A 19,933-nucleotide genomic window follows, 5' to 3' on the forward strand; every position below is an offset into this window, starting at 1 on the left:
CTTGCTCGCGAAGAGGCCGGCGAATCCAACAGCGTTTTCGTCTGTTAAACCGCTTTCGCGAGCAAGCCCGCTCCCACAGGGATCTGTGGTGTGCGCAGGTTTTCAGGCGCTAGCCACCTTCTTCTCCTGCTGCCGCAACCCCACCAGATCGCGATAACCGCTGCCCGGATGAATCTGCGGCAAGCGCGGCCCCTCACCGAACAGCTTCTCGCGCAAGGTCCCCGGCGCGTATTCGGTCTTGTACACACCGCGTTTCTGCAACTCCGGCACCAGCAACTCCACGGCATCGATGAACGTTTCGTGGGTCAGTGCATAAGCCAGGTTGAAGCCATCCACATCGGTCTCCTCGACCCATTCCTGCAACAGATCGGCAACGGTTTCCGGGCTCCCGACAAACAACGGGCCAAAGCCACCGATGCCTACCCAGTCGGCCAGTTCATTGGGGGTCCAGACCTTGTTCGGATCGGCCGTGGAGAACGCCTCCACCGCCGATTGAATGGCATTGGTGTGCACATGCTTGAGCGGTTCATCCGGTTTGAACTGACTGAAATCGATGCCCGTCCAGCCGGAAATCAACGCCATCGCGCCCTCATAACTGACCCAGCGCTTGTATTCCTCGAACTTGGCCTTGGCCTTGGCGTCGGTCTCGCCGAGGATCACCGTCTGCAGGTTGAAAATCAGGATCTTCGACGGATCACGCCCCGCCTGCGCCGCACGCCTGCGGATATCGGCCACGGTTTTCTTCAGCAGCACTTTCGACGGTGCGGCGACGAACACACACTCGGCATGCTCGGCGGCGAACTGCTTGCCGCGACTTGACGCGCCCGCCTGGTACAACACCGGAGTGCGTTGCGGCGAGGGCTCGCAGAGGTGAATCCCCGGCACCTGGAAGTGTTTGCCGACATGTTGGATCTCGTGGATTTTGCTCGGGTCGCTGAAGATCCGCCGCTCGCGATCGCGCAGGATCGCGCCCTCTTCCCAACTGCCTTCCCAGAGCTTGTAGCAAACCTGCAGGTACTCTTCGGCAAAGTCGTAGCGGGCGTCGTGTTCAGTCTGGGTTTTCTGCCCGAGGTTCTTCGCCCCGCTCTCCAGGTACGAGGTCACGATATTCCAGCCAGCGCGGCCCTTGGTCAGGTGATCGAGGGTCGACAGGCGTCGGGCGAACGGGTACGGATGCTCGAACGACAGCGACGCGGTCAGGCCAAAGCCCAGGTGTTCGGTCACCAGCGCCATCGGCGGGATCAGTTGCAGCGGGTCGTTGACCGGCACCTGGGCCGCCTGGCGGATCGCCGCATCGCCGTTACCGTGGTAGACGTCGTAGATGCCAAGCACGTCGGCGATGAACAGGCCGTCGAACTTGCCGCGCTCGAGGATTTTCGCCAGATCGGTCCAGTATTCCAGGTCCTTGTATTGCCAGGAGCGATCCCGCGGATGCGCCCACAACCCCGGCGACTGATGGCCGACGCAGTTCATGTCGAAAGCATTGAGACGGATTTCACGGGCCATCAAACGGCTCCCTTGGTTGATGTGTGCAAGCTGGGTGGGTGAATGCCGTTGAGGCGAAAGTTGCCGATGAGCTGGAGCTTGCCGCGCAGCGGATCGTGCAACGAACCCGGCAACGCGGTGCGCTGCCCCGTGAGTTCGAATTCGGCGTTGCTGGCTGTGCTCAATGCCTCGGCACTGGCCAGACGGGATTCGGCTTCGGCGATGCTGACTTCGATGTCGTCAGTGCCACTGGCGAGAAATTCTTCAGCGCGTTCCAGCAGCGCTGCGGCCACTTCGATGCGGATGTGCACATCGCCAAGACGGCTGATCACCAGAGGCTCATCAGTTGCCTGGTTGTGCTGGCGGACGAAACGCAAGGTCGCATCGAGCAGACTGCGCGCGTTGTGCAGGTCATGTCGGCTGTTGGCCAGGGGTTGTTGCCCGGCAGCAATCGGTTGGGTCAAGGCGTTCATGGTGGGCTCCTCAGTTCCAGGCGTGGCGCGCAGGCTTTACGCCGTTGAGCAGGTAGTTGCCGATCAAGTGGTATTTCCAGCGTGCCGGGTCGTGCAGCGTATGGGTGCGGGCGTTGCGCCAGTGACGGTCGAGGTTGTATTTGCCGAGCACCGAGCGGGTACCGGCCAGTTCGAAGAGCTTGCTGCTGGTGAGCAAGGCGATTTCGGTGGACAGTACTTTCGCCTGGGCGACCACCACCGAGGCGTGCGCCACCGTGTCTTCATTGGCGTCGAGCAGCGCGGCGTCAATGGCCTGGCCGGCCTTTTTCAGGATCGCTTCGCTACCCCGCACACGCCATTCGAGATCGCCGATGGCGGCAATGCTGAACGGGTCCTGCCAGCCGTGGTCCTGGCCGCTGTCGATCCATGGCCGCGCTTCACGAGCGTAGCGCTTGGTTTCTTCCAGGGCACCCACGGCGATACCGGTGTCCACGGCGGCCTGGATGATTTGTGAGATCGGGCCGTCGGCGGTTGGCTCATCGAAGGCTTTGTGGGCCGGGATCACCGCGCTGAGCGGGACCTGCACCGCGTTCAGGGTCACGCCTCCGCTGGCGGTGGTGCGCTGGCCGAATCCGTCCCAACTGTCGATCACCGTCAAACCGGGATTGTCGCGCTCGATGAAAGCGATGAACGCCTGGTTCTGTTCGTTGACCGCCACCGCCGGCACGATGTGCGCAAACAGCGCGCCGGTGCAGTAGAACTTCTCGCCGTCGATTTGCGCGGTGTCGCCGTTGAAGTGAATACGAGTTTCAAAAGCCCCGGCGTTTTTGCTTTTCGATTCCGAGAAGGCGTTGCCGAAGCGGTAACCCTGCAGCACTTTGCCGAAGTAGTATTGCTTCTGCTCTTCGCTGGCGGTTTGCGCCAGGATGTCGAGCACGCCAAGGTGGTTTTGCGGGATCTGGCCCAGGGAAGAGTCGGCGGCGGAAATGATCTTGATCACTTCGGCGACGGTCACATAAGACACTCCGGCGCCACCGTAGGCTTTTGGCACGGTGATGCCCCAGAGGCCGCTGGCGGAGAACTCGTCGAGCTCGGCAACCGGGAGGCGGCGCTCGCGATCACGAATGCTGGCTTCGACGGCGAAACGCGCAGCCAGCCTGTGGGCTACGGCAATCGCCTCAGCGTCTGAGCGAATCACATGGGCAGTACGGGGGGATTGGGCTGAGGCTGTCATGGGCCGACTCCGGTTTCTGGGTGAATGCACCAGAGCTTTTGCAGGAGTCGTGCCTGAATTTAAATTCGTTATTTATCAATATGTTAACGAATTATTAGAGAAAAGCTTTTAGCTTCAGAACAGCAAAATGTTTATCCAGTGTTGACCGGCCAACAGTTCAGATCACCACATTGCGCACGAAGCGCACCGCGACTTCTCCCTCGTTGCGATAGGAATGCGGCTGGTTGCTGGCGAACATGAAGAACTCGCCGGCTGCGATCTTGTGCGGCACCTCGCCGACCATCACCGTCAGGCAGCCTTCGAACACGTAGAACTGTTCACTCCAGCCTTCGGCGTCAGGCTCCGACGGATAATGCTCGCCCGGTTCCAGGCGCCATTCCCAGAGTTCGACTTCACGGGTGGCATTGGCCTTGGCCAGCAGTACCGCCTTGCTACCGGGGATCGTACCGGCCCAGGCCAGTTCGTTGATGCGGCTGTGGTCGCGCACATCGGGGGCCTGGATCAGGTCGCTGAAGGCCACGTCCAATGCTTCGGCCACACGGTCGAGGGTGGTCAGGCTAACGTTCTTTTCGCCGGCCTCGATCGCCACCAGCATCCGGCGACTGACACCGGATTTTTCCGCCAGTGCGGTCTGGCTCATATCGGCGGCATGGCGCAACCGCCGAATGTTCTGGCTGACGTGCTGCAGGACCGAAGCCCGGGGTGAGGAATCTTTGTGCACTATATTGCTCACTTAATGGTGTTGCGCAGTATACTGCCCAACTTCGGGCGCATTGTGCGTCCCCCTCAAACAGTGTGCAAGATCATGACGTCGGTGAACTCCTCCCAGGCTCCCTCCCGTTTCCTGCGACTCAGCAAGGCCGAGTGCGTGCTGGTGTTGATCACCATGGTCTGGGGCGGGACCTTTCTGCTGGTCCAGCATGCGATGACCGTCAGCGGCCCGATGTTTTTCGTCGGCCTGCGCTTTGCCGCCGCCGCGATCATCGTCGCGCTGTTCTCCTGGCGCAGCCTGCGGGAGCTGACCTTGTTCGAATTGAAGGCCGGCGCCTTCATCGGCGTGGCGATCATGCTCGGCTACGGCCTGCAGACGGTCGGGCTGCAAAGCATTCCCAGCAGCCAGTCGGCGTTCATTACCGCGTTGTACGTACCTTTCGTGCCATTGCTGCAATGGCTGGTATTGGGGCGTCGTCCGGGCCTGATGCCGAGTATTGGCATCATGCTGGCATTTACCGGGTTGATGCTGCTGTCGGGCCCTTCCGGGACGGCATTGAACTTCAGCCCCGGTGAAATCGCTACCTTGATCAGCGCCATTGCCATTGCGGCGGAGATCATTCTGATCAGCAACTTTGCCGGTCAGGTCGATGTGAAACGGGTGACGGTGGTGCAACTGGCAGTCACCTCGCTGCTGTCTTTCCTGATGGTGGTGCCGACCCAGGAACAGATTCCTGATTTCTCCTGGGTGCTGTTGTGCAGTGCCCTTGGGCTGGGCGCGGCGAGTGCGGCGATCCAGGTGGCGATGAACTGGGCGCAGAAAAGTGTTTCGCCAACCCGGGCCACATTGATTTATGCCGGTGAGCCGGTGTGGGCGGGGATTGTGGGGAGGATCGCCGGGGAACGGCTGCCGGCGATTGCGTTGCTGGGGGCGGGGTTGATCGTGGCGGCGGTGATTGTCAGTGAGTTGAAGACCAAGGGTAAGGCCGCTGTGGCTGAGGAAGCGTTGGAGCGGGAAACCCAGGGTTAACCGCAAAATCTGCAACGTCTGGAAGATAGCTTTCGCGAGCAGGCTCGCTCCCACAGTTGAAATGCATTCTCCTGTGGGAGCGAGCCTGCTCGCGAAGAGGCCGGACCTGCTGAACGCAGGCTTCGAAACAATGTGAAGCAAGACTTTTCCGTCTACCTTGTAGGATTCTGCGACAGCTTGGCGTTTGGCGATCCGGGAGCTGGCACGTATGATGCTTTACAAACTTCCGCAGATTAGAAGCCTATGTCCCTGATAGTTCTACTGCTTCTGCCTTTCATAGGCAGCTGTCTGGCAGCGGTGCTGCCTCACAACGCGCGTAATACCGAATCGTTATTGGCTGGCCTGGTCGCTTTGATCGGCACCGTCCAGGTCGCCCTGCTGTACCCGCAAATCGCCCATGGCGGCGTGATCCGCGAAGAGTTCCTTTGGCTGCCCAGCCTTGGCCTGAACTTCATCCTGCGCATGGACGGTTTTGCCTGGCTGTTCTCGATGCTGGTGCTGGGCATCGGCACGCTGGTGTCGCTGTACGCCCGCTACTACATGTCACCGGACGATCCGGTACCGCGTTTCTTCGCGTTTTTCCTGGCGTTCATGGGCGCCATGCTCGGGCTGGTGATCTCCGGCAACCTGATCCAGATCGTGTTTTTCTGGGAGTTGACCAGCCTCTTCTCGTTCCTGTTGATCGGCTATTGGCACCACCGGGCCGACGCGCGACGCGGTGCATATATGGCGCTGATGGTCACCGGCGCGGGCGGCTTGTGCCTGCTGGCGGGGGTCATGCTGCTTGGCCATGTGGTCGGCAGCTATGACCTGGACAAGGTCCTGGCCGCCGGCGACCTGATTCGTGCTCATGCCCTCTACCCTATCCTGCTGCCCCTGATCCTGATCGGCGCGCTAAGCAAAAGCGCGCAATTCCCCTTCCACTTCTGGCTGCCCCACGCCATGGCCGCGCCGACACCGGTTTCGGCCTATCTGCACTCGGCAACCATGGTCAAGGCCGGGGTGTTCCTGCTGGCTCGCCTGTGGCCGTCGCTCTCGGGCAGTGAAGAATGGTTCTACATCGTCAGTGGAGCCGGCGCCGCCACCCTGCTGCTCGGCGCGTATTGCGCGATGTTCCAGAACGACCTCAAGGGCCTGCTGGCTTACTCGACCATCAGCCACCTGGGCCTGATCACCCTGCTGCTGGGCCTGAACAGCCCGCTGGCCGCCGTCGCCGCGGTGTTCCACATCCTCAACCACGCCACGTTCAAGGCCTCGCTGTTCATGGCGGCCGGCATCATCGACCACGAAAGCGGCACCCGCGACATCCGCCGGCTCAACGGCCTGTTCAAGCTGATACCGTTCACCGCGACCCTGGCCATGGTCGCCAGCGCTTCCATGGCCGGCGTGCCGCTGCTCAACGGTTTCCTGTCCAAGGAGATGTTCTTCGCCGAGACCGTGTTCATCAACGCCACGGCCTGGATCGAAGCCACCCTGCCGATCGTCGCGACCATCGCCGGGACCTTCAGCGTCGCCTACTCCTTGCGTTTCACCGTTGACGTGTTCTTCGGCCCGACCGCCACCGACCTGCCCCACACCCCGCACGAGCCGCCGCGCTGGATGCGCGCGCCGGTCGAGCTGCTGGTGTTCACCTGCCTGGTGGTGGGGATCTTCCCGGCGCAAGTGGTCGGCCCGTTGCTCGCCGCCGCCGCGCAACCGGTCGTGGGCGGCACCTTGCCCGAGTACAGCCTGGCGATCTGGCACGGCTTGAACGCGCCGATGATCATGAGCCTGATCGCCATGTCCGGTGGCATCGTGCTGTACCTGCTTTTGCGCAAGCAGCTCAAGCTCGGTCGCTTCCATTACCCGCCGTTGATTGGCCGCTTCAACGGCAAGCGCCTGTTCGAACGCAGCCTGGTGCTGATGATGCGCCTGGCCCGACGCCTGGAGCCACTGATCAGTACCCGGCGCCTGCAGATGCAATTGTTCCTGATGGTGCTCGCCGCGGTCCTGGCCGGGTTGATCCCGATGTTGCACAGCAGCCTGCACTGGGGCGACCGGCCGAAGATCCCGGGCTCGATCGTGTTCGTCATCCTCTGGCTGCTGGCGATTGCCTGCGCCCTCGGCGCCGCATACCAGGCCAAGTACCATCGTCTGGCCGCCCTGACCATGGTCAGCGTCTGCGGCCTGATGACCTGCGTGACCTTCGTCTGGTTCTCGGCCCCGGACCTGGCGTTGACGCAACTGGTGGTCGAAGTGGTGACCACGGTGTTGATCCTGCTGGGCCTGCGCTGGCTGCCACGGCGAATCGAAGAGGTTTCGCCGCTGCCGAGCAGCCTGCGCAAGGCGCGCATCCGCCGCGTCCGCGACTTGCTGCTGTCGGCCGTGGTCGGCGGCGGCATGGCATTGCTGGCCTATGCGATGCTGACCCGACAGACGCCGAACGACATTTCCTCGTTCTATCTGAGCCGCGCCCTGCCCGAAGGCGGCGGCAGCAACGTGGTCAACGTGATGCTCGTGGATTTCCGCGGCTTCGACACCCTGGGTGAAATCACCGTGCTGGTGGCGGTGGCCCTGACCGTGTTCGCCCTGCTGCGTCGTTTCCGTCCGCCGAAGGAAAGCCTGCAGTTGCCGGCCCAGCAGCGCCTGCTCGCGCCGGACGTGGTCACCGACCTGGTCAACCCGCGTCACGCCAGCGACACCGCGCTCGGCTTCATGATGGTCCCGGCGGTGCTGGTGCGCCTGCTGCTGCCGATCGCCCTGGTGGTCTCGTTCTACCTGTTCATGCGCGGGCACAACCAGCCGGGCGGCGGCTTTGTCGCGGGCCTGGTGATGTCGGTGGCGTTCATCCTGCAGTACATGGTCGCCGGCACCCAATGGGTGGAAGCGCAAATGAGCCTGCGCCCGTTGCGCTGGATGGGCGTCGGCCTGCTATTCGCCACCGTCACCGGCCTGGGCGCGATGGTCGTCGGCTATCCGTTCCTGACCACCCACACCTGGCATTTCGACCTGCCGCTGCTGGGCGACATTCACCTGGCGAGCGCGCTGTTCTTTGACGTCGGCGTGTACGCCGTGGTGGTCGGTTCGACGCTGTTGATCCTGACCGCCCTTGCCCACCAATCGGTGCGGGGTCACAAGACCGCGGCCCAGCCCAAACTTGTCGTCATCAAGGAGGCTGTCTGATGGAAGAAGTCATCGCCATCGCCATCGGCGTCCTGGCCGCGTCCGGCGTCTGGCTGATCCTGCGTCCACGGACGTTCCAGGTGGTCATGGGCCTGTGCCTGCTGTCCTATGGCGTCAACCTGTTCATCTTCAGCATGGGCAGCCTGTTCATCGGCAAGGAGCCGATCATCAAGGACGGCGTGCCCCAGGATCTGCTGCACTACACCGACCCGCTGCCACAAGCGCTGGTACTGACTGCGATCGTCATCAGCTTCGCCATGACCGCGCTGTTCCTGGTGGTCTTGCTGGCGTCCCGGGGCTTGACCGGCACCGACCATGTGGATGGCCGGGAGCCTAAAGAATGAATCCGATGTCGCACCTGATCGCCGCGCCCATCCTGCTGCCGCTGCTGACCGCCGCGATCATGCTGATGCTCGGCGAGAAACATCGCCCGCTCAAGGCCAAGATCAACCTGTTCTCCAGCCTGCTGGGGCTGGGTATTTCAGTTCTGCTGTTGCAATGGACGCAAACCACCGGCATCGCCGGTTCCATTGGCGTGTATCTGCCGGGCAACTGGCAGGTACCGTTCGGCCTGGTGCTGGTGGTCGATCGCCTGTCGGCGCTGATGCTGGTGCTGACCGGCATTATCGGCGTCTGTGCGCTGCTGTTCGCCATGGCGCGCTGGGACAGCGCCGGTTCGAGCTTCCATGCGCTGTTCCAGATCCAGCTGATGGGCCTGTATGGCGCCTTCCTGACAGCGGACCTGTTCAACCTGTTCGTGTTTTTCGAAGTGCTGCTGGCCGCGTCCTACGGCCTGATGCTGCACGGGTCGGGCCGGGCGCGGGTGTCGTCGGGGCTGCATTACATCTCGATCAACCTGCTGGCCTCGACCCTGTTCCTGATTGGCGCGGCGCTGATCTACGGCGTCACCGGCACCCTGAACATGGCCGACCTGGCGCTGAAGATCCCGCTGGTGCCCGAAGCCGATCGCGGCCTGTTGCATGCAGGCGCGGGCATCCTGGCGGTGGCGTTCCTGGCCAAGGCCGGGATGTGGCCGCTGAATTTCTGGCTGGTGCCAGCGTACTCCTCGGCAAGCGCGCCGGTGGCGGCGATGTTCGCGATCATGACCAAGGTCGGCATCTACACCTTGCTGCGCCTGTGGACCCTGCTGTTTTCCGGTCAGGCCGGCGCCTCGGCGTACTTCGGTGGCGACTGGCTGATCTACGGCGGCATGGCCACTATCGTCTGCGCGGCCGTGGCGATCCTCGCGGCCCAACGCCTGGAGCGCATGGCCAGCCTGAGCATCCTGGTGTCGGCGGGGATTCTGCTGGCGGCGATCGGGTTCGGCCAGCCGAACCTGATCGCTGCGGCACTGTTCTATGTGGTCAGCTCGACCCTGGCGCTGAGCGCGCTGTTCCTGCTGGCGGAGTTGATCGAACGCTCGCGCTCGGCCAACGAAATGCCCCTGGAGGATGAAAACGAGATGCTGCCTCGGCCGCTCGAATCGTTGTATCCGATCAAGGGCATCAACCTCGACGACGACCAGAAAGCCGTGGTCGGCCAGGTGATTCCCTGGACCATGGCGTTCCTCGGCTTGAGCTTCATCGCCTGCGCCCTGCTGATCATCGGCATGCCACCGCTCTCAGGCTTCATCGGCAAGCTCAGCCTGCTCAGCGCCTTGCTCAATCCGATGGGCCTGGGCAACGCTGGCGACGCGCCGGTTTCGAATGCCGCGTGGGGCTTGCTGACGCTGCTGATCCTCTCGGGACTGGCGTCGTTGATCGCCTTTGCCCGCGTCGGCGTCCAGCGTTTCTGGACACCGGCAGAACGCCCCTCGCCTGCGCTGCGGCGCCTGGAATGCGTACCGATTTTCGCGCTGCTGGGTTTGAGCATCCTGCTCACGCTCAAGGCCGAACCGCTGCTGCGCTACACCCAAGCGGCCGCCAACGCCTTGAACAACCCGCAGCAGTATGTGATGGCCGTGCTCGGCACCCGCGTGGTGCCAGGCCCGCAGGCCAGTGCAGCGCTGCTGGAGGTGCAACCATGAAGCGCCTGCTGCCTGCGCCATGGCTGTCGCTGGCCCTGTGCCTGTTGTGGTTGCTGCTGAACCTGTCGCTCAGTCCCGGCAACCTGTTACTGGGCGCCCTGTTGGGGCTTTGCGCGCCTTTAATGATGCGCAAGCTGCGTCCGCTGCCGATTCGCATTCGTCGGCCCGGGGTGATCCTGCGTCTGTTCCTGCTGGTCGGTCGCGATGTGCTGGTGTCCAACCTGGCGGTCGCCTTCGGTGTGCTCAATGCTCGCCGCCGACCGCCACGCTCAGGGTTCGTCAAGGTGCCGCTGGACCTGCGCGACGCCAATGGCCTGGCCGCGCTGTCGATGATCTGCACGGTGGTGCCGGGCACGGTCTGGTCGGAGCTGGCGCTGGATCGCAGCATCCTGCTGCTGCATGTCTTCGACCTGGATGACGAAGTGCTGTTCATCCAGCACTTCAAGGCGACCTACGAGCGCCCGTTGATGGAGATTTTCGAATGAGCAGCTTGTTGTCCAACGCCATCCTGCTGAGCCTGTTCCTGTTTTGCGTGGCGATGATCCTGACCCTGATCCGCCTGTTCAAGGGTCCATCGGCCCAGGACCGGGTCCTGGCCCTGGATTACCTGTACATCGTGGCGATGCTGATGATGCTGACGCTGGGCATTCGCTATGCCAGTGACACTTACTTCGAGGCCGCGTTGCTGATCGCGCTGTTTGGCTTCGTCGGCTCGTTCGCCCTGGCGAAATTCCTCCTGCGCGGCGAGGTGATCGAATGAGTGCGCCATTGTCCTTGTGGGTGGAAATACCCGTGGCCATCCTGCTGGTGCTCGGCAGCCTGTTTGCCCTCATTGGCGCCACTGGCCTGTTGCGGATGAAGGATTACTTCCAGCGCATGCACCCACCGGCCCTGGCCTCGACCCTGGGCGCATGGTGCGTGGCCCTGGCTTCGATCATCTTCTTTTCTGCGCTCAAGTCCGGGCCGGTCCTGCACGCCTGGTTGATACCGATCCTGCTGGCGATCACCGTACCGGTGACCACCTTGCTGCTGGCCCGGGCGGCGTTGTTTCGTAAACGCATGGCGGGGGATGATGTGCCGGCGGAGGTTTCTAGTCGGCGTACGGAGAGTGGGGGTTGATTGAAAGAGCTTTGGCGTACATATCCATTGCTGCGGTAACGGATATGTACACATGAAAGACAATTATCGCCTGCCAGGACGCCATCGCCGGCAAGCCTGGCTCCTACAGTGGGGGATCGGGGACATCCGCCCGCGCCGAGGCGTCAACGAGAAGCAAAGCTGATCCTAAACCCAGGCCACCGCCAACAACCCAGCCCCCAGCACCACACACAAGGGCGAGTAGACCCAGGTGTCCAGCCGGGCAAACCGCGACCCCTTGACCTCCTTGAAAAACCCCACCAGCTCCGAGTCGCCAATGGCCCGGGCAAACAGCAGTAGCGCAATGGCGCTGATCACCCACTGCAACCCGCGATGATCCACCTGCGGCAGCCACCAGCCAACCCGCAAGCACACCAACAGGGCAATGGTCAGCAACGCCGCCGCCACCAGCATCGTCATCCAGCCACGGGGCTTGAAGGCCGGCTGCAATCGCGCTCCGCCCTCCACCGGCACCTGCGGCACCACCGCCACGACGGCCCATTTACCACCCAACGCCCAATACACGTGTGCCAGGGCGATTGCCGCAATTACCGTCGCCAGCCATTGAGCCAACACGAAGGTCATGGTCTGAAATCCTTGAAAGGGATTTGAACAGACTCATCCTAGTTGGCTTTTTTCGCCGTGCACGCGCTCAAGCCAACGACCCGACCAACGCGTTTGCAGCCGCTGCCTACAAGGCGGCTGATACCTTGTCCGCGATATCCTTGGGCAACCAGGCCTTCCAGACCTGCGGATGGGCCTTCATGAACGCTTCGGCGGCCTGACGCGGTGGCGTGTGCTTTTCACTCATCTCGGCCAGCGCCCGGTTCAACGGGTCGATGGGAAAATCGACCTTGGCAAAGAACTCGGCAATCTGCGGGTACTGCTTCTGGAACGGCGTGGACACGCCGATAGACAGCTTCGAGGGCAGCGAGCGGGTCGGTTGCGGATTGGGGTTGTCGGCGTCGGTCAGGGTTTTCCAGGCCTGCGCATCGAAGGGCGGCTCCTCCAGCTGGATCAGCTTGAAGCGACCGAGCAGCGGCGTGGGCGACCAGTAATAGAACAACACCGGTTTACCCCGGCGAATCGACGAGCTGATCTCCGCATCCAGCGCAGCGCCCGAACCGCTGCGAAAATTCACATAGCTGGCATCGAGCCCGTAGGCCTTGAGCTTCTGCTTGTTGACCACTTCCGAGGTCCAACCGATAGGGCTGTTGAGAAAGCGTCCCTTGTTCGGCGCTTCAGGGTCCTTGAACACGTCCTTGTACCTGGGAAGGTCGGTGACACTGCGCAAGTCCGGCGCCAGCGCCTTGATGCCCTTGGCCGGGTCGCCCTTGACCACGTACTCAGGCACCCACCAGCCTTCCGTGGCGCCCTTGACCGTGTCGCCCAGGCTCACGACCTTGCCTTCCGCCTCCGCCTTGACCCAGACCGGGCTGCGCCCCGCCCACTCCTCGCCAATGACCTGGATGTCATTGTTGGCCAGTGCGGTTTCGAGGGTGATGGTAGTGCCTGGCAAGGTGTCGGTCGGCAGCCCATACCCTTTTTCGACGATGATCCGCAGGACATCGGTGATCAGGCTGCCGCTTTCCCAATTGAGGTCGGCGAAGTGGATCGGCGCGCTGGCAGCCAGCACCGCAGCGGGTGACGCCAACAATCCGAACGTGGCCACGACAGCGGCCAGCAACCGGCGAATGCCTTTCATGCTTGTGCACCTCGTGCTGTTCACAGCAATAGCAGGATGGCCTGGCAGAAGACCGCAAAGCCTCTGAATACTCAGTCAACTGACTGTAGTAGAGGTTCCTGCTTTCGAGGGACGCGGATCACTTTTCACAGGTTTGCTGCAGGCAGGCCAGCTCTCTCCTGACCATGCTGGCGTACGCCGCCGGTTGCAACGCGTAGATTTGCGAGGCCACCCAGTTCAGCCAGGCACCCTGCAGGACCGCCTTTTGCTCAAACAGACGCTGGGCCTCGGCTTGCGCACGGGCCTGGTGCTGTTGGTGGAAATCGGCACGGGGCAGGACCACTATTCACTGGCCTTGAACGTCACCAGTTCGCCCTTGCGCCACTTGGCGGCCTTGCCGGTCACGGCCTTGAGGGTCTTGGTCAGGCCTTCCTGCAGCTGCTGGTGGGCGGCGAATACCGTCACCACGTTGTGCCCTTCCTTGAACAGGATGGCTTGGCCGTCGGCCGTGGTCACGAAGGCGTAATCGCCCAGGCCGTAGACTGTCAGCTTGATGTCGCGGAACTTGATTTCCAGTTTGCCACCTTCGCGGCTGGGCAACACCGACGCGCTGAAATGATCGCCGACCTTGAGTTTGAGCCCCGGTTTATCGTCCACCACGAGCGCTGACTCGGTGTCGATCTCGGCAATGTAAATGCCTTCGGCGCTCTGCTCGGTAATGTAAACAAAACGTGACTGAAACTGTTTAACCAGCTTTGCGCGCAAATCGCCCAGCACGAACAAAGCATGCATATCGAGATTACTTACTGCCAAGGAAACATCCCCACATCTGAAAATGACGCCGCACGCGAAAAAAGCGCACGGCCAAAAAAGCGGCAATGCCGAGGTGAAGCCAGATAACCCGGGTTGAGATCCTGGATGCGCAGAGCGCTCATCCCTCTCGAAGCTTGAGCAGATTACTGGATGCTGCTCACGTCGTCTCGCCCGGCGTTCGACAAAGGCTGAAGGAAAACACCCTTGGAACCGCCAGAGAAATACGGACTATCAACTTTAGGGAAAAAACTCTTATAAAAAAGCACTTTTCTTACATATCGCCAGCCAGAAATTGCTTTAGATAAGCCTTGTCCACCCACCAGTGACGCTGATTCTAGAGCAGCGATGCTCACCGAGACTACCCATTACGACGTACATTACGTCGGCTAACCCAAGAAAAGGACTTCATATGTGCACACTGACACACTTTGCCCATCCCCAGGCATCTTACTCCAACACCCCACCTTCCCTGCACCCCGCCGAGTTCCTTGCGACCGAAGACGCTCCCCGCTGCCCCTCGCCACCACGATTTCATGTGGTTCTGGCGGGTATCGCCTTCTTTCATATCAAAGAAACTTCCACGGGGCACGTAAGAGGTTTCCGCGGCGATCATAACCAGGCCTGTGCCCTCGCCCGCGCGCTCGAGTCACATAGGTGACACTTTCATCCCGTTTTCCCGGAAGGTTTCGTCAAGCCGGCGACTTTACTCAGCCGCCGGCCTCCAACTACTGCCATACTCCCCGACCAATCAAACGCGCCTTCCCGTGGCGGGCGCGCTAAACAACAATATTTCATGGGAAGGCCGTAACGTGACGGAATTTGATATCGGCGAGTTTTTCATCAGGGGCGAAGCCAGAGAGATCGACGGCGAGTTCCAGGCCGTGATCGTGATGCGCGCCAAGCCACCGCTGAAAACCGTGACCTATCATCAGGTCGAGAAAGATCGCTGGTTCAAGTCCTCCGACATCGCCGCCCTTGCCGCGCAGGAGTCGGCCAAGGAACTGAAGGCGGCCGTCGATGCAGGCGCCTTGAAAACCTGACACGCGCCATTGCGGTCTATGCTCACTGCTGCGTTGGAACATCGTTTTCGAACTTAATGAAGCACGGCTCCCTCAGATGCAACAGAGACGTTCTTCATCTCTATCACTCGACACGACAGATGACCTGCAAGGAGATCAAGATGGAATCACCGACCCACGACCTGAAAGGCTTGTTCGACCAGCTCGGGCTGGATTCGAGCCAGCGAGCCATTGACGATTTCATTGCCAGCCATTCTCCCCTGCCCGACGACAAGAAACTCATCGATGCCGAGTTCTGGACCCCCCAGCAGGCAGGCTTCCTCAAAGAACAATTGCGTGAAGACGCCGACTGGGCGCGAGTGGTCGACGACCTGAACCTGCGCATGCATCAGGTTCACTAGGATCAGGCACAGTGCAGGTTGCCTGGCGATTCGGCGTGCAATTGCGCCAGCCAGGCGGCCTTGCACGCTTCAGCTTCATTGCGACTGGAATAGGCCGTGCCACGGCGTTCGCCATTGAGCAGCACCACCCAGCAGATACTTTGCCCCAACGCCCGCAAACTGGCGGGTACTCCGCTCCCGATCATGACCGCGACATCAACTTTACTGTGCATGTTGCGCCTCCAACTCCGTTAGCAACCTAACTAATAGAGGTATGGTAACGACTCCGTGGGCGCGCAAACAATATCGGCTTTGTACAGATTCGTTACCAAAACTGTAACAGTCGCAATCCATTATCGAGGGTTTTGCGGTTTGTAGCCCAGGCGCAAACCACCCCAATGACGCCCCTTGAGCATGATCGGCACTGACAGGTCGTGCATGAGCTCTCCAGTGTCACGGGTATAGGTTTGCAACAGCACGGCTTGCTGATGACTGCCACAGCGGATCCCCGTCCGGTCGGCGAACTTGCGTTTGCTGCGGTTGTGCAGGGTATCGTGTTGTATATCGCCGGTCAGTGGTTGGCTGAACGCCTGGTTATGCGTCGGCACATAGCCCTGCTGGGTACAGGCAATGGCGAATACCAGGCCTTCGTGGCGTGGCAGCAGCGGCTCCTGGATCGCCGGCAGGACCTGATCGGTGTAACGATCAAAGCGCGTTCGGTATTTGGCCGGGTGGGTATCGGGAATCGCCTGGTAATGCCGGTCGAACAGGTCTTCGAGGCTGATCTGCCCCGCATCGATATCTGCTTCGAAGCGCGCGGCAATCTGGCTCGCGCCTTCCCTGGCCAGGTCATAGATCCGCTGGTGATAGTCATCCAGGCCGACTTCGGCAAGGCGCTCGCTGATGGTCTCGGCCTGGCCTTCCATCTGCACCGCTGCCAAGGCCAGGCGCTGGGTCTGTTGGTCACTGATCGCAAGGTCGCTGCGCATCTGCTCGATGGCGTGAAACAGGCTATCGAGTTGTTCACGGTTGGTTTCGGCACCGCGAGCGATTGCCCCGACCTGGCTTTCGACACCGGCAGCCAGGCGGGCAATGTTTTCCAGGTGCTGGCCCGTCTGTTCGACCTGGCCTACGCCGGTGTCGAGGTCGCTGGACAACTGGCGGATCTGCTCGACCACTTGTGCGGTGCGCTGCTGGATATCGGCCACCATGTCGCCGACCTCTCCGGTGGCCGTGGCCGTGCGCGCGGCAAGCCCGCGAACCTCATCGGCCACCACCGCAAAGCCACGACCGTGCTCACCGGCTCGCGCCGCTTCGATGGCCGCGTTCAAGGCCAGCAAGTTTGTCTGGCTGGCAATGGACTGGATCACCAATGTGACCCGCTGAATGTCATCGCTGCGCAAGCTCAGGGCTTCGATCAGCTCACGGCTGTTATTGGCCCGCTGGCTGAGTTGGTGCATGCGGGCAATGGATTCGATCAACTCGGTACGCCCGGCCACGCCGCTTTGATGCGCTTCACTCGCGGCACTCAGGGCCTGGTGACTGAGGGCCGAGGTGGCCTGCTCGGTCGCGATCATGACTTCGGCATTGCCAACGATTTGTGCTGCCGCCCCCAGTTGCGATTGCAACTTGTCGGCCAGTTGCTTGACTGAAAAGGCCACGCCAGCGGCGGACAACGCGTTATGACTGGTGGTGTAGGACAGTTCGCGGGTTAACGCCGAGAGTGTGCCGGACGTATCGGCAGGCACGGCTTCAGGCATTGCGCGCGAGCGCAGGCGTGGCAGCCAAATGATCAGCACGGCCATCGGCAGGCCAAGGTAGAGCGACCAGCCGCCCAGGGTCATGCCACACAATAGCAGCATCAGGGCGATGCTTTGCAGTGTCGGCGTCAACCAGCGGTTGTTCGGCAAAAGCGTGGGTGCAGGCACGGCCGCCACCCGAGATCCGTCTCTCGTCATCGTTATCACCCCGCCAATTTCTAGTTGTTGTCTTCGCATTAAACGCCAGCACAAGGCCATTATCCATGAGCCTTTAGTCGGGGACGTTGCAGCAGATCAATAGAAGTTCGGGGGGATTGTGTAGACGTCGAAAAGCAAAGATCGCAGCCTGCGACAGCGCCTACAGGGGGCTGCCGACGGCTGCGATCTTTTCCAGGCAGCCCAGGTTAAGTGGGCTACCCAACAGAATCAGGCCTGACGCTGGTGCTTGTCGATTTGCTCGTGACGTTCTTGAGCTTCGATGCAGTACTTGGTGGTCGGGCTGATCAGCAGGCGCTTGAGGCCAATAGGCTCGCCGCTGTCATCGCACCAGCCGAAGCTGTCTTCCTTGATGCGTTCCAGGGCTTGTTCCAACTGAGGCAGCATGCGCTGATCACGATCGATCGCGTTCACCAGCCAAGTGCGCTCTTCTTCGACGGAAGCGGCGTCCGCCGGGTCGGCTGGGGTGTCCAGGCTTTCGATGGCGATGCGGTTCTGTTCGATGCGCTCATGGGTTTCGACTTTCATGTTTTGCAACAGCTCAGAGAAAAAAGCATGTTGCTCGGCATTCATGTAGTCATCCGCCGGCATGGCCAGCAACTTGTCCTTTGTCATTGATATCTCTATAAAAAAACGTGCATTAAGCGAATTAGGGAGCGTTGCGGCGGACCATCGAAGGTCATCGCAACGGCGCCGTCTATACCAAGCGCCACCCGGCACTCAATTTACGAGGGGCGGCAGTCTAAGGCCGACTTGAGGCCTCAGCAACTGAAAAGACAGCGAATTTGTCCGACAAAGCCTCGAAAATGCTCTAAGACAGGCATCCAGGCGGATATCGGAGTGCGTTTATAGCAAGAAATTCAATCCTGCGAAGCTTATATAAAAGACAAACCGCTGAGCTGCATGCCCCGGTTTGCAGGTCGACCGGGCTCAGCTAAGGTTGTCGCTCGCGTAATGGCTATCTCAAGGAGCGGTAAATGAAGCTGATCGGCATGCTGGATTCACCTTACGTGCGACGCGTCGCCATTTCTGCCAAGCGCCTGGGCATCGCCCTGGAGCACGAATCGGTGTCGGTGTTCAGGACCTTCGAGCAATTTCGGCAAATCAACCCGGTGGTCAAGGCGCCGACCCTGATACTGGATGACGGTGAAGTGTTGATGGATTCGACGCTGATCATCGATTACCTGGAAGCATTGGCCGGCCCGGATCGCAGCTTGATGCCTGCGGGTATCGAACATCGCCTGCGGTCACTGCGCCTGATTGGCCTGGCATTGGCTGCCAGCGAAAAGTCGGTGCAGCTTTATTATGAACGCAACCTACGCCCGGCAGAGATTCAATACGAGCCTTGGGTTAAACGGGTCGAGGGGCAATTGGCAGCCGCCTATTCGGCGCTGGAACGAGAGCTGGAAAAGCAGCCGCTGAAAAATGACGGCTCGATTGACCAGGCTGGTATTACCCTCGCTGTTGCGTGGAGCTTTACCCAGTATGTGGTGCCGGATCAGGTTCCGGTTGAGCGGTTCGCAAAAATCGCTGCGTTCACCCGCTATGCCGAGGGGCTTGAGGTGTTTATCGACACGCCGATTGACTGACGGCGTTACGGCCACCATCGCATCGCCAGCAAGCCGGCTCCTACAGGTGCGTTTCACACCTTACATCCACCAGCAAAAACGCCGCTTCTGCCAAAAAGGCAGAAGCGGCACAGGCACGAGGCCAGGAACTATCAGTGCATGAACAAGGCGATCAGGATGATGATCGGGATCGGTACGCCGAGAAAGAACAGTAGTAATGAACGCATGATGTTTCTCCTGGGTTAACGAATCGGTGCGGTGGTGACGTAAGTGTCGGTTTCCAGATACACCACGGCATCCCGACGACGACCGCCGAAGGTGGCAGCGAGGCTGGCGAAAAACGCACCGGCCAGCAGGGCGACGAACATCCACAAGGTGGTCCAGGCTGCTACTTTGGCGGCGGTGTCGGCCGCTTGTTGCGCAGCCAGCTTGGCGTCTGCCACGGCTTTTTGCGTGCGGGCATAGACTTCGTCGACACGACGTTCAGCATCTGCTTGTGTCATGTTGGTCCGTTGCGCCACCAGTTGTGCCAGGTAAGTTCGGTCTTCAGCGGCCAACTGACCGTCTTTCAGTGAGCGCACGAAAATGCGCGTCACTGTGCCTCGGGCGGCGTCGTCGCTGAGGGCGGCTGGCTGGTCATTACGAAACAGGCTGTCGATGTAGTAGCCGTACTGATCGCTGTCAGTGTTGGCTGCCGCGGTGCCCGCTGCTGCTGTCATGGCAGTGGCGGCGCCACCGGCGACCTGCGCCCCGGCCTGCACGCCACCACTGACGATGCTGCTGACCGAACCGGCGACCAACGTCGCCGTCACCAGCGTCGCCACGCACCAGGCGAGAAAACCGTGGGCGGTATCGCGGAAATAAACTTCATCGCCGTGCATATAAGCCCACTTCACCCGCAGCCGACCGGCGATATAGCCACCGGCGCCGGAAGCGACGATTTGCGTGACAGCCAGCCAGACAATCGTCGATATGCCCAGGCCCTTGGCGCTCATGCCTTCATTGGCCCACGGCGAAACTGCCGAAAAACCAAGGCCGAATCCAAGCAGTACCAGGATCAGCGACAACGCCGCCGCCGCCGCGGCCCCGGCGAAGATCGCCCCCCAGGACACGCCCGACACTGTGCTCGATTCATCCGTGGCGGGATAGAAACCCTCAGAGGATCTATTCATTGTTGTATCGCTCCAGGCAGAAAGATGGTGTTACAAGTCTCGAAAGAGCAATTGCAGTCGCCGTGCCAGTCGCGGGCTTTCAAT

23 protein-coding genes are annotated in these 19,933 nt (G+C 61.0%); 11 read left to right on the top strand and 12 right to left on the bottom strand.

Translation table 11 applies throughout. The features are described from left to right. Positions 1-102 precede the first annotated feature (102 nt). The 4 genes from QLG10_RS09825 to QLG10_RS09840 form a co-directional block, all read right to left on the bottom strand. Complete coding sequence (locus QLG10_RS09825; protein WP_282487202.1) at positions 103-1,506, bottom strand: LLM class flavin-dependent oxidoreductase; 1,404 nt, start codon at positions 1,504-1,506, stop codon at positions 103-105. Then, positions 1,506-1,958, bottom strand: coding sequence for an acyl-CoA dehydrogenase (locus QLG10_RS09830; protein WP_110750785.1), 453 nt, complete (start codon positions 1,956-1,958; stop codon positions 1,506-1,508). The genes QLG10_RS09825 and QLG10_RS09830 overlap by 1 nt, the downstream gene beginning before the upstream one ends. Positions 1,959-1,968: 10 nt before the next feature. Continuing rightward, positions 1,969-3,171 carry an SfnB family sulfur acquisition oxidoreductase gene (locus QLG10_RS09835; RefSeq protein WP_110750787.1) on the bottom strand — a complete coding sequence of 401 codons (1,203 nt, stop codon included), beginning with the start codon at positions 3,169-3,171 and terminating at the stop codon, positions 1,969-1,971. A gap of 157 nt (positions 3,172-3,328) precedes the next feature. Then, on the bottom strand, positions 3,329-3,892 hold the full coding sequence (locus tag QLG10_RS09840) for an XRE family transcriptional regulator (RefSeq protein WP_020800954.1): 564 nt from the start codon (positions 3,890-3,892) through the stop codon (positions 3,329-3,331). A 15-nt stretch (positions 3,893-3,907) separates the two neighbouring features. Here QLG10_RS09840 and QLG10_RS09845 point away from each other — a divergent pair, with 15 nt between their 5' ends. The 7 genes from QLG10_RS09845 (at position 3,908) to QLG10_RS09875 (ending at position 11,219) form a co-directional block, all read left to right on the top strand. Next, positions 3,908-4,912 (top strand): DMT family transporter, encoded by a 1,005-nt coding sequence (locus QLG10_RS09845; RefSeq protein ID WP_282487270.1) that lies wholly within the window; start codon positions 3,908-3,910, stop codon positions 4,910-4,912. Between the two features lie 243 nt (positions 4,913-5,155). After that, positions 5,156-8,074, top strand: a complete 2,919-nt coding sequence (locus QLG10_RS09850) for a monovalent cation/H+ antiporter subunit A (protein WP_282487206.1) — start codon at positions 5,156-5,158, stop codon at positions 8,072-8,074. Next, positions 8,074-8,418 (top strand): Na+/H+ antiporter subunit C, encoded by a 345-nt coding sequence (locus QLG10_RS09855; RefSeq protein ID WP_007986256.1) that lies wholly within the window; start codon positions 8,074-8,076, stop codon positions 8,416-8,418. Before QLG10_RS09850 ends, QLG10_RS09855 begins: the two co-directional genes overlap by 1 nt. Continuing rightward, positions 8,415-10,100, top strand: coding sequence for a monovalent cation/H+ antiporter subunit D (locus QLG10_RS09860; RefSeq protein ID WP_110750793.1), 1,686 nt, complete (start codon positions 8,415-8,417; stop codon positions 10,098-10,100). The genes QLG10_RS09855 and QLG10_RS09860 overlap by 4 nt, the downstream gene beginning before the upstream one ends. Then, the gene (locus tag QLG10_RS09865; protein WP_110750795.1) at positions 10,097-10,585 is read left to right on the top strand and encodes a Na+/H+ antiporter subunit E; all 489 of its coding nucleotides are present in this window, start codon (positions 10,097-10,099) and stop codon (positions 10,583-10,585) included. The genes QLG10_RS09860 and QLG10_RS09865 overlap by 4 nt, the downstream gene beginning before the upstream one ends. Then, positions 10,582-10,860 (top strand): K+/H+ antiporter subunit F, encoded by a 279-nt coding sequence (locus tag QLG10_RS09870; protein WP_008063386.1) that lies wholly within the window; start codon positions 10,582-10,584, stop codon positions 10,858-10,860. Before QLG10_RS09865 ends, QLG10_RS09870 begins: the two co-directional genes overlap by 4 nt. Further along, the gene (locus QLG10_RS09875; protein WP_008063389.1) at positions 10,857-11,219 is read left to right on the top strand and encodes a Na+/H+ antiporter subunit G; all 363 of its coding nucleotides are present in this window, start codon (positions 10,857-10,859) and stop codon (positions 11,217-11,219) included. Before QLG10_RS09870 ends, QLG10_RS09875 begins: the two co-directional genes overlap by 4 nt. Before the next feature lie 165 nt (positions 11,220-11,384). Here QLG10_RS09875 and QLG10_RS09880 read toward each other — a convergent pair whose 3' ends face one another. The 4 genes from QLG10_RS09880 to QLG10_RS09895 all read right to left on the bottom strand — a co-directional run bounded on the left by QLG10_RS09880 (position 11,385) and on the right by QLG10_RS09895 (position 13,734). Then, the gene (locus QLG10_RS09880) at positions 11,385-11,822 is read right to left on the bottom strand and encodes a DUF3995 domain-containing protein (protein ID WP_020796720.1); all 438 of its coding nucleotides are present in this window, start codon (positions 11,820-11,822) and stop codon (positions 11,385-11,387) included. A gap of 106 nt (positions 11,823-11,928) precedes the next feature. Next, entirely contained in the window at positions 11,929-12,942 is a 1,014-nt protein-coding gene (locus tag QLG10_RS09885) for an ABC transporter substrate-binding protein (protein WP_188264857.1), read from the bottom strand. A 118-nt stretch (positions 12,943-13,060) separates the two neighbouring features. Next, the gene (locus QLG10_RS09890) at positions 13,061-13,264 is read right to left on the bottom strand and encodes a hypothetical protein (protein ID WP_188264856.1); all 204 of its coding nucleotides are present in this window, start codon (positions 13,262-13,264) and stop codon (positions 13,061-13,063) included. Beyond that, positions 13,264-13,734: a hypothetical protein gene (locus QLG10_RS09895; RefSeq protein ID WP_110750799.1), complete on the bottom strand. Its 471-nt coding sequence runs from the start codon at positions 13,732-13,734 to the stop codon at positions 13,264-13,266. The genes QLG10_RS09890 and QLG10_RS09895 overlap by 1 nt, the downstream gene beginning before the upstream one ends. Before the next feature lie 409 nt (positions 13,735-14,143). Here QLG10_RS09895 and QLG10_RS09900 point away from each other — a divergent pair, with 409 nt between their 5' ends. The 3 genes from QLG10_RS09900 (at position 14,144) to QLG10_RS09910 (ending at position 15,154) form a co-directional block, all read left to right on the top strand. After that, the gene (locus QLG10_RS09900) at positions 14,144-14,392 is read left to right on the top strand and encodes a hypothetical protein (protein ID WP_110750801.1); all 249 of its coding nucleotides are present in this window, start codon (positions 14,144-14,146) and stop codon (positions 14,390-14,392) included. 151 nt (positions 14,393-14,543) lie between these two features. Beyond that, positions 14,544-14,774 (top strand): hypothetical protein, encoded by a 231-nt coding sequence (locus QLG10_RS09905; RefSeq protein ID WP_008064250.1) that lies wholly within the window; start codon positions 14,544-14,546, stop codon positions 14,772-14,774. 140 nt (positions 14,775-14,914) lie between these two features. Further along, entirely contained in the window at positions 14,915-15,154 is a 240-nt protein-coding gene (locus QLG10_RS09910) for a DUF2789 domain-containing protein (RefSeq protein ID WP_110750803.1), read from the top strand. Between the two features lie 2 nt (positions 15,155-15,156). Here the strand turns inward: QLG10_RS09910 and QLG10_RS09915 are convergent, their stop codons facing one another. The 3 genes from QLG10_RS09915 to QLG10_RS09925 all read right to left on the bottom strand — a co-directional run bounded on the left by QLG10_RS09915 (position 15,157) and on the right by QLG10_RS09925 (position 17,724). Then, a complete protein-coding gene (locus QLG10_RS09915; protein ID WP_110750805.1) occupies positions 15,157-15,366 on the bottom strand; it encodes a hypothetical protein in 210 nt (69 codons plus the stop codon). Positions 15,367-15,486: 120 nt separating this feature from the next. Continuing rightward, on the bottom strand, positions 15,487-17,091 hold the full coding sequence (locus QLG10_RS09920) for a methyl-accepting chemotaxis protein (RefSeq protein WP_110750807.1): 1,605 nt from the start codon (positions 17,089-17,091) through the stop codon (positions 15,487-15,489). A 228-nt stretch (positions 17,092-17,319) separates the two neighbouring features. Then, positions 17,320-17,724, bottom strand: a complete 405-nt coding sequence (locus QLG10_RS09925) for a TraR/DksA C4-type zinc finger protein (RefSeq protein ID WP_007935965.1) — start codon at positions 17,722-17,724, stop codon at positions 17,320-17,322. Positions 17,725-18,086: 362 nt separating this feature from the next. On the opposite strand from QLG10_RS09925, the gene QLG10_RS09930 reads away from it, so the two are divergent. Further along, complete coding sequence (locus QLG10_RS09930) at positions 18,087-18,698, top strand: glutathione S-transferase (protein WP_282487216.1); 612 nt, start codon at positions 18,087-18,089, stop codon at positions 18,696-18,698. Positions 18,699-18,919: 221 nt separating this feature from the next. On the opposite strand, the gene QLG10_RS09935 is transcribed toward QLG10_RS09930, so the two are convergent. Next, complete coding sequence (locus tag QLG10_RS09935) at positions 18,920-19,849, bottom strand: hypothetical protein (RefSeq protein ID WP_282487218.1); 930 nt, start codon at positions 19,847-19,849, stop codon at positions 18,920-18,922. Between the last annotated feature and the right edge of the window lie 84 nt (positions 19,850-19,933).

Origin of the sequence: Pseudomonas sp. V98_8 (assembly GCF_029967975.1) — a bacterium.
In the GTDB taxonomy this organism is placed as follows: Bacteria; Pseudomonadota; Gammaproteobacteria; order Pseudomonadales; family Pseudomonadaceae; genus Aquipseudomonas; species Aquipseudomonas umsongensis.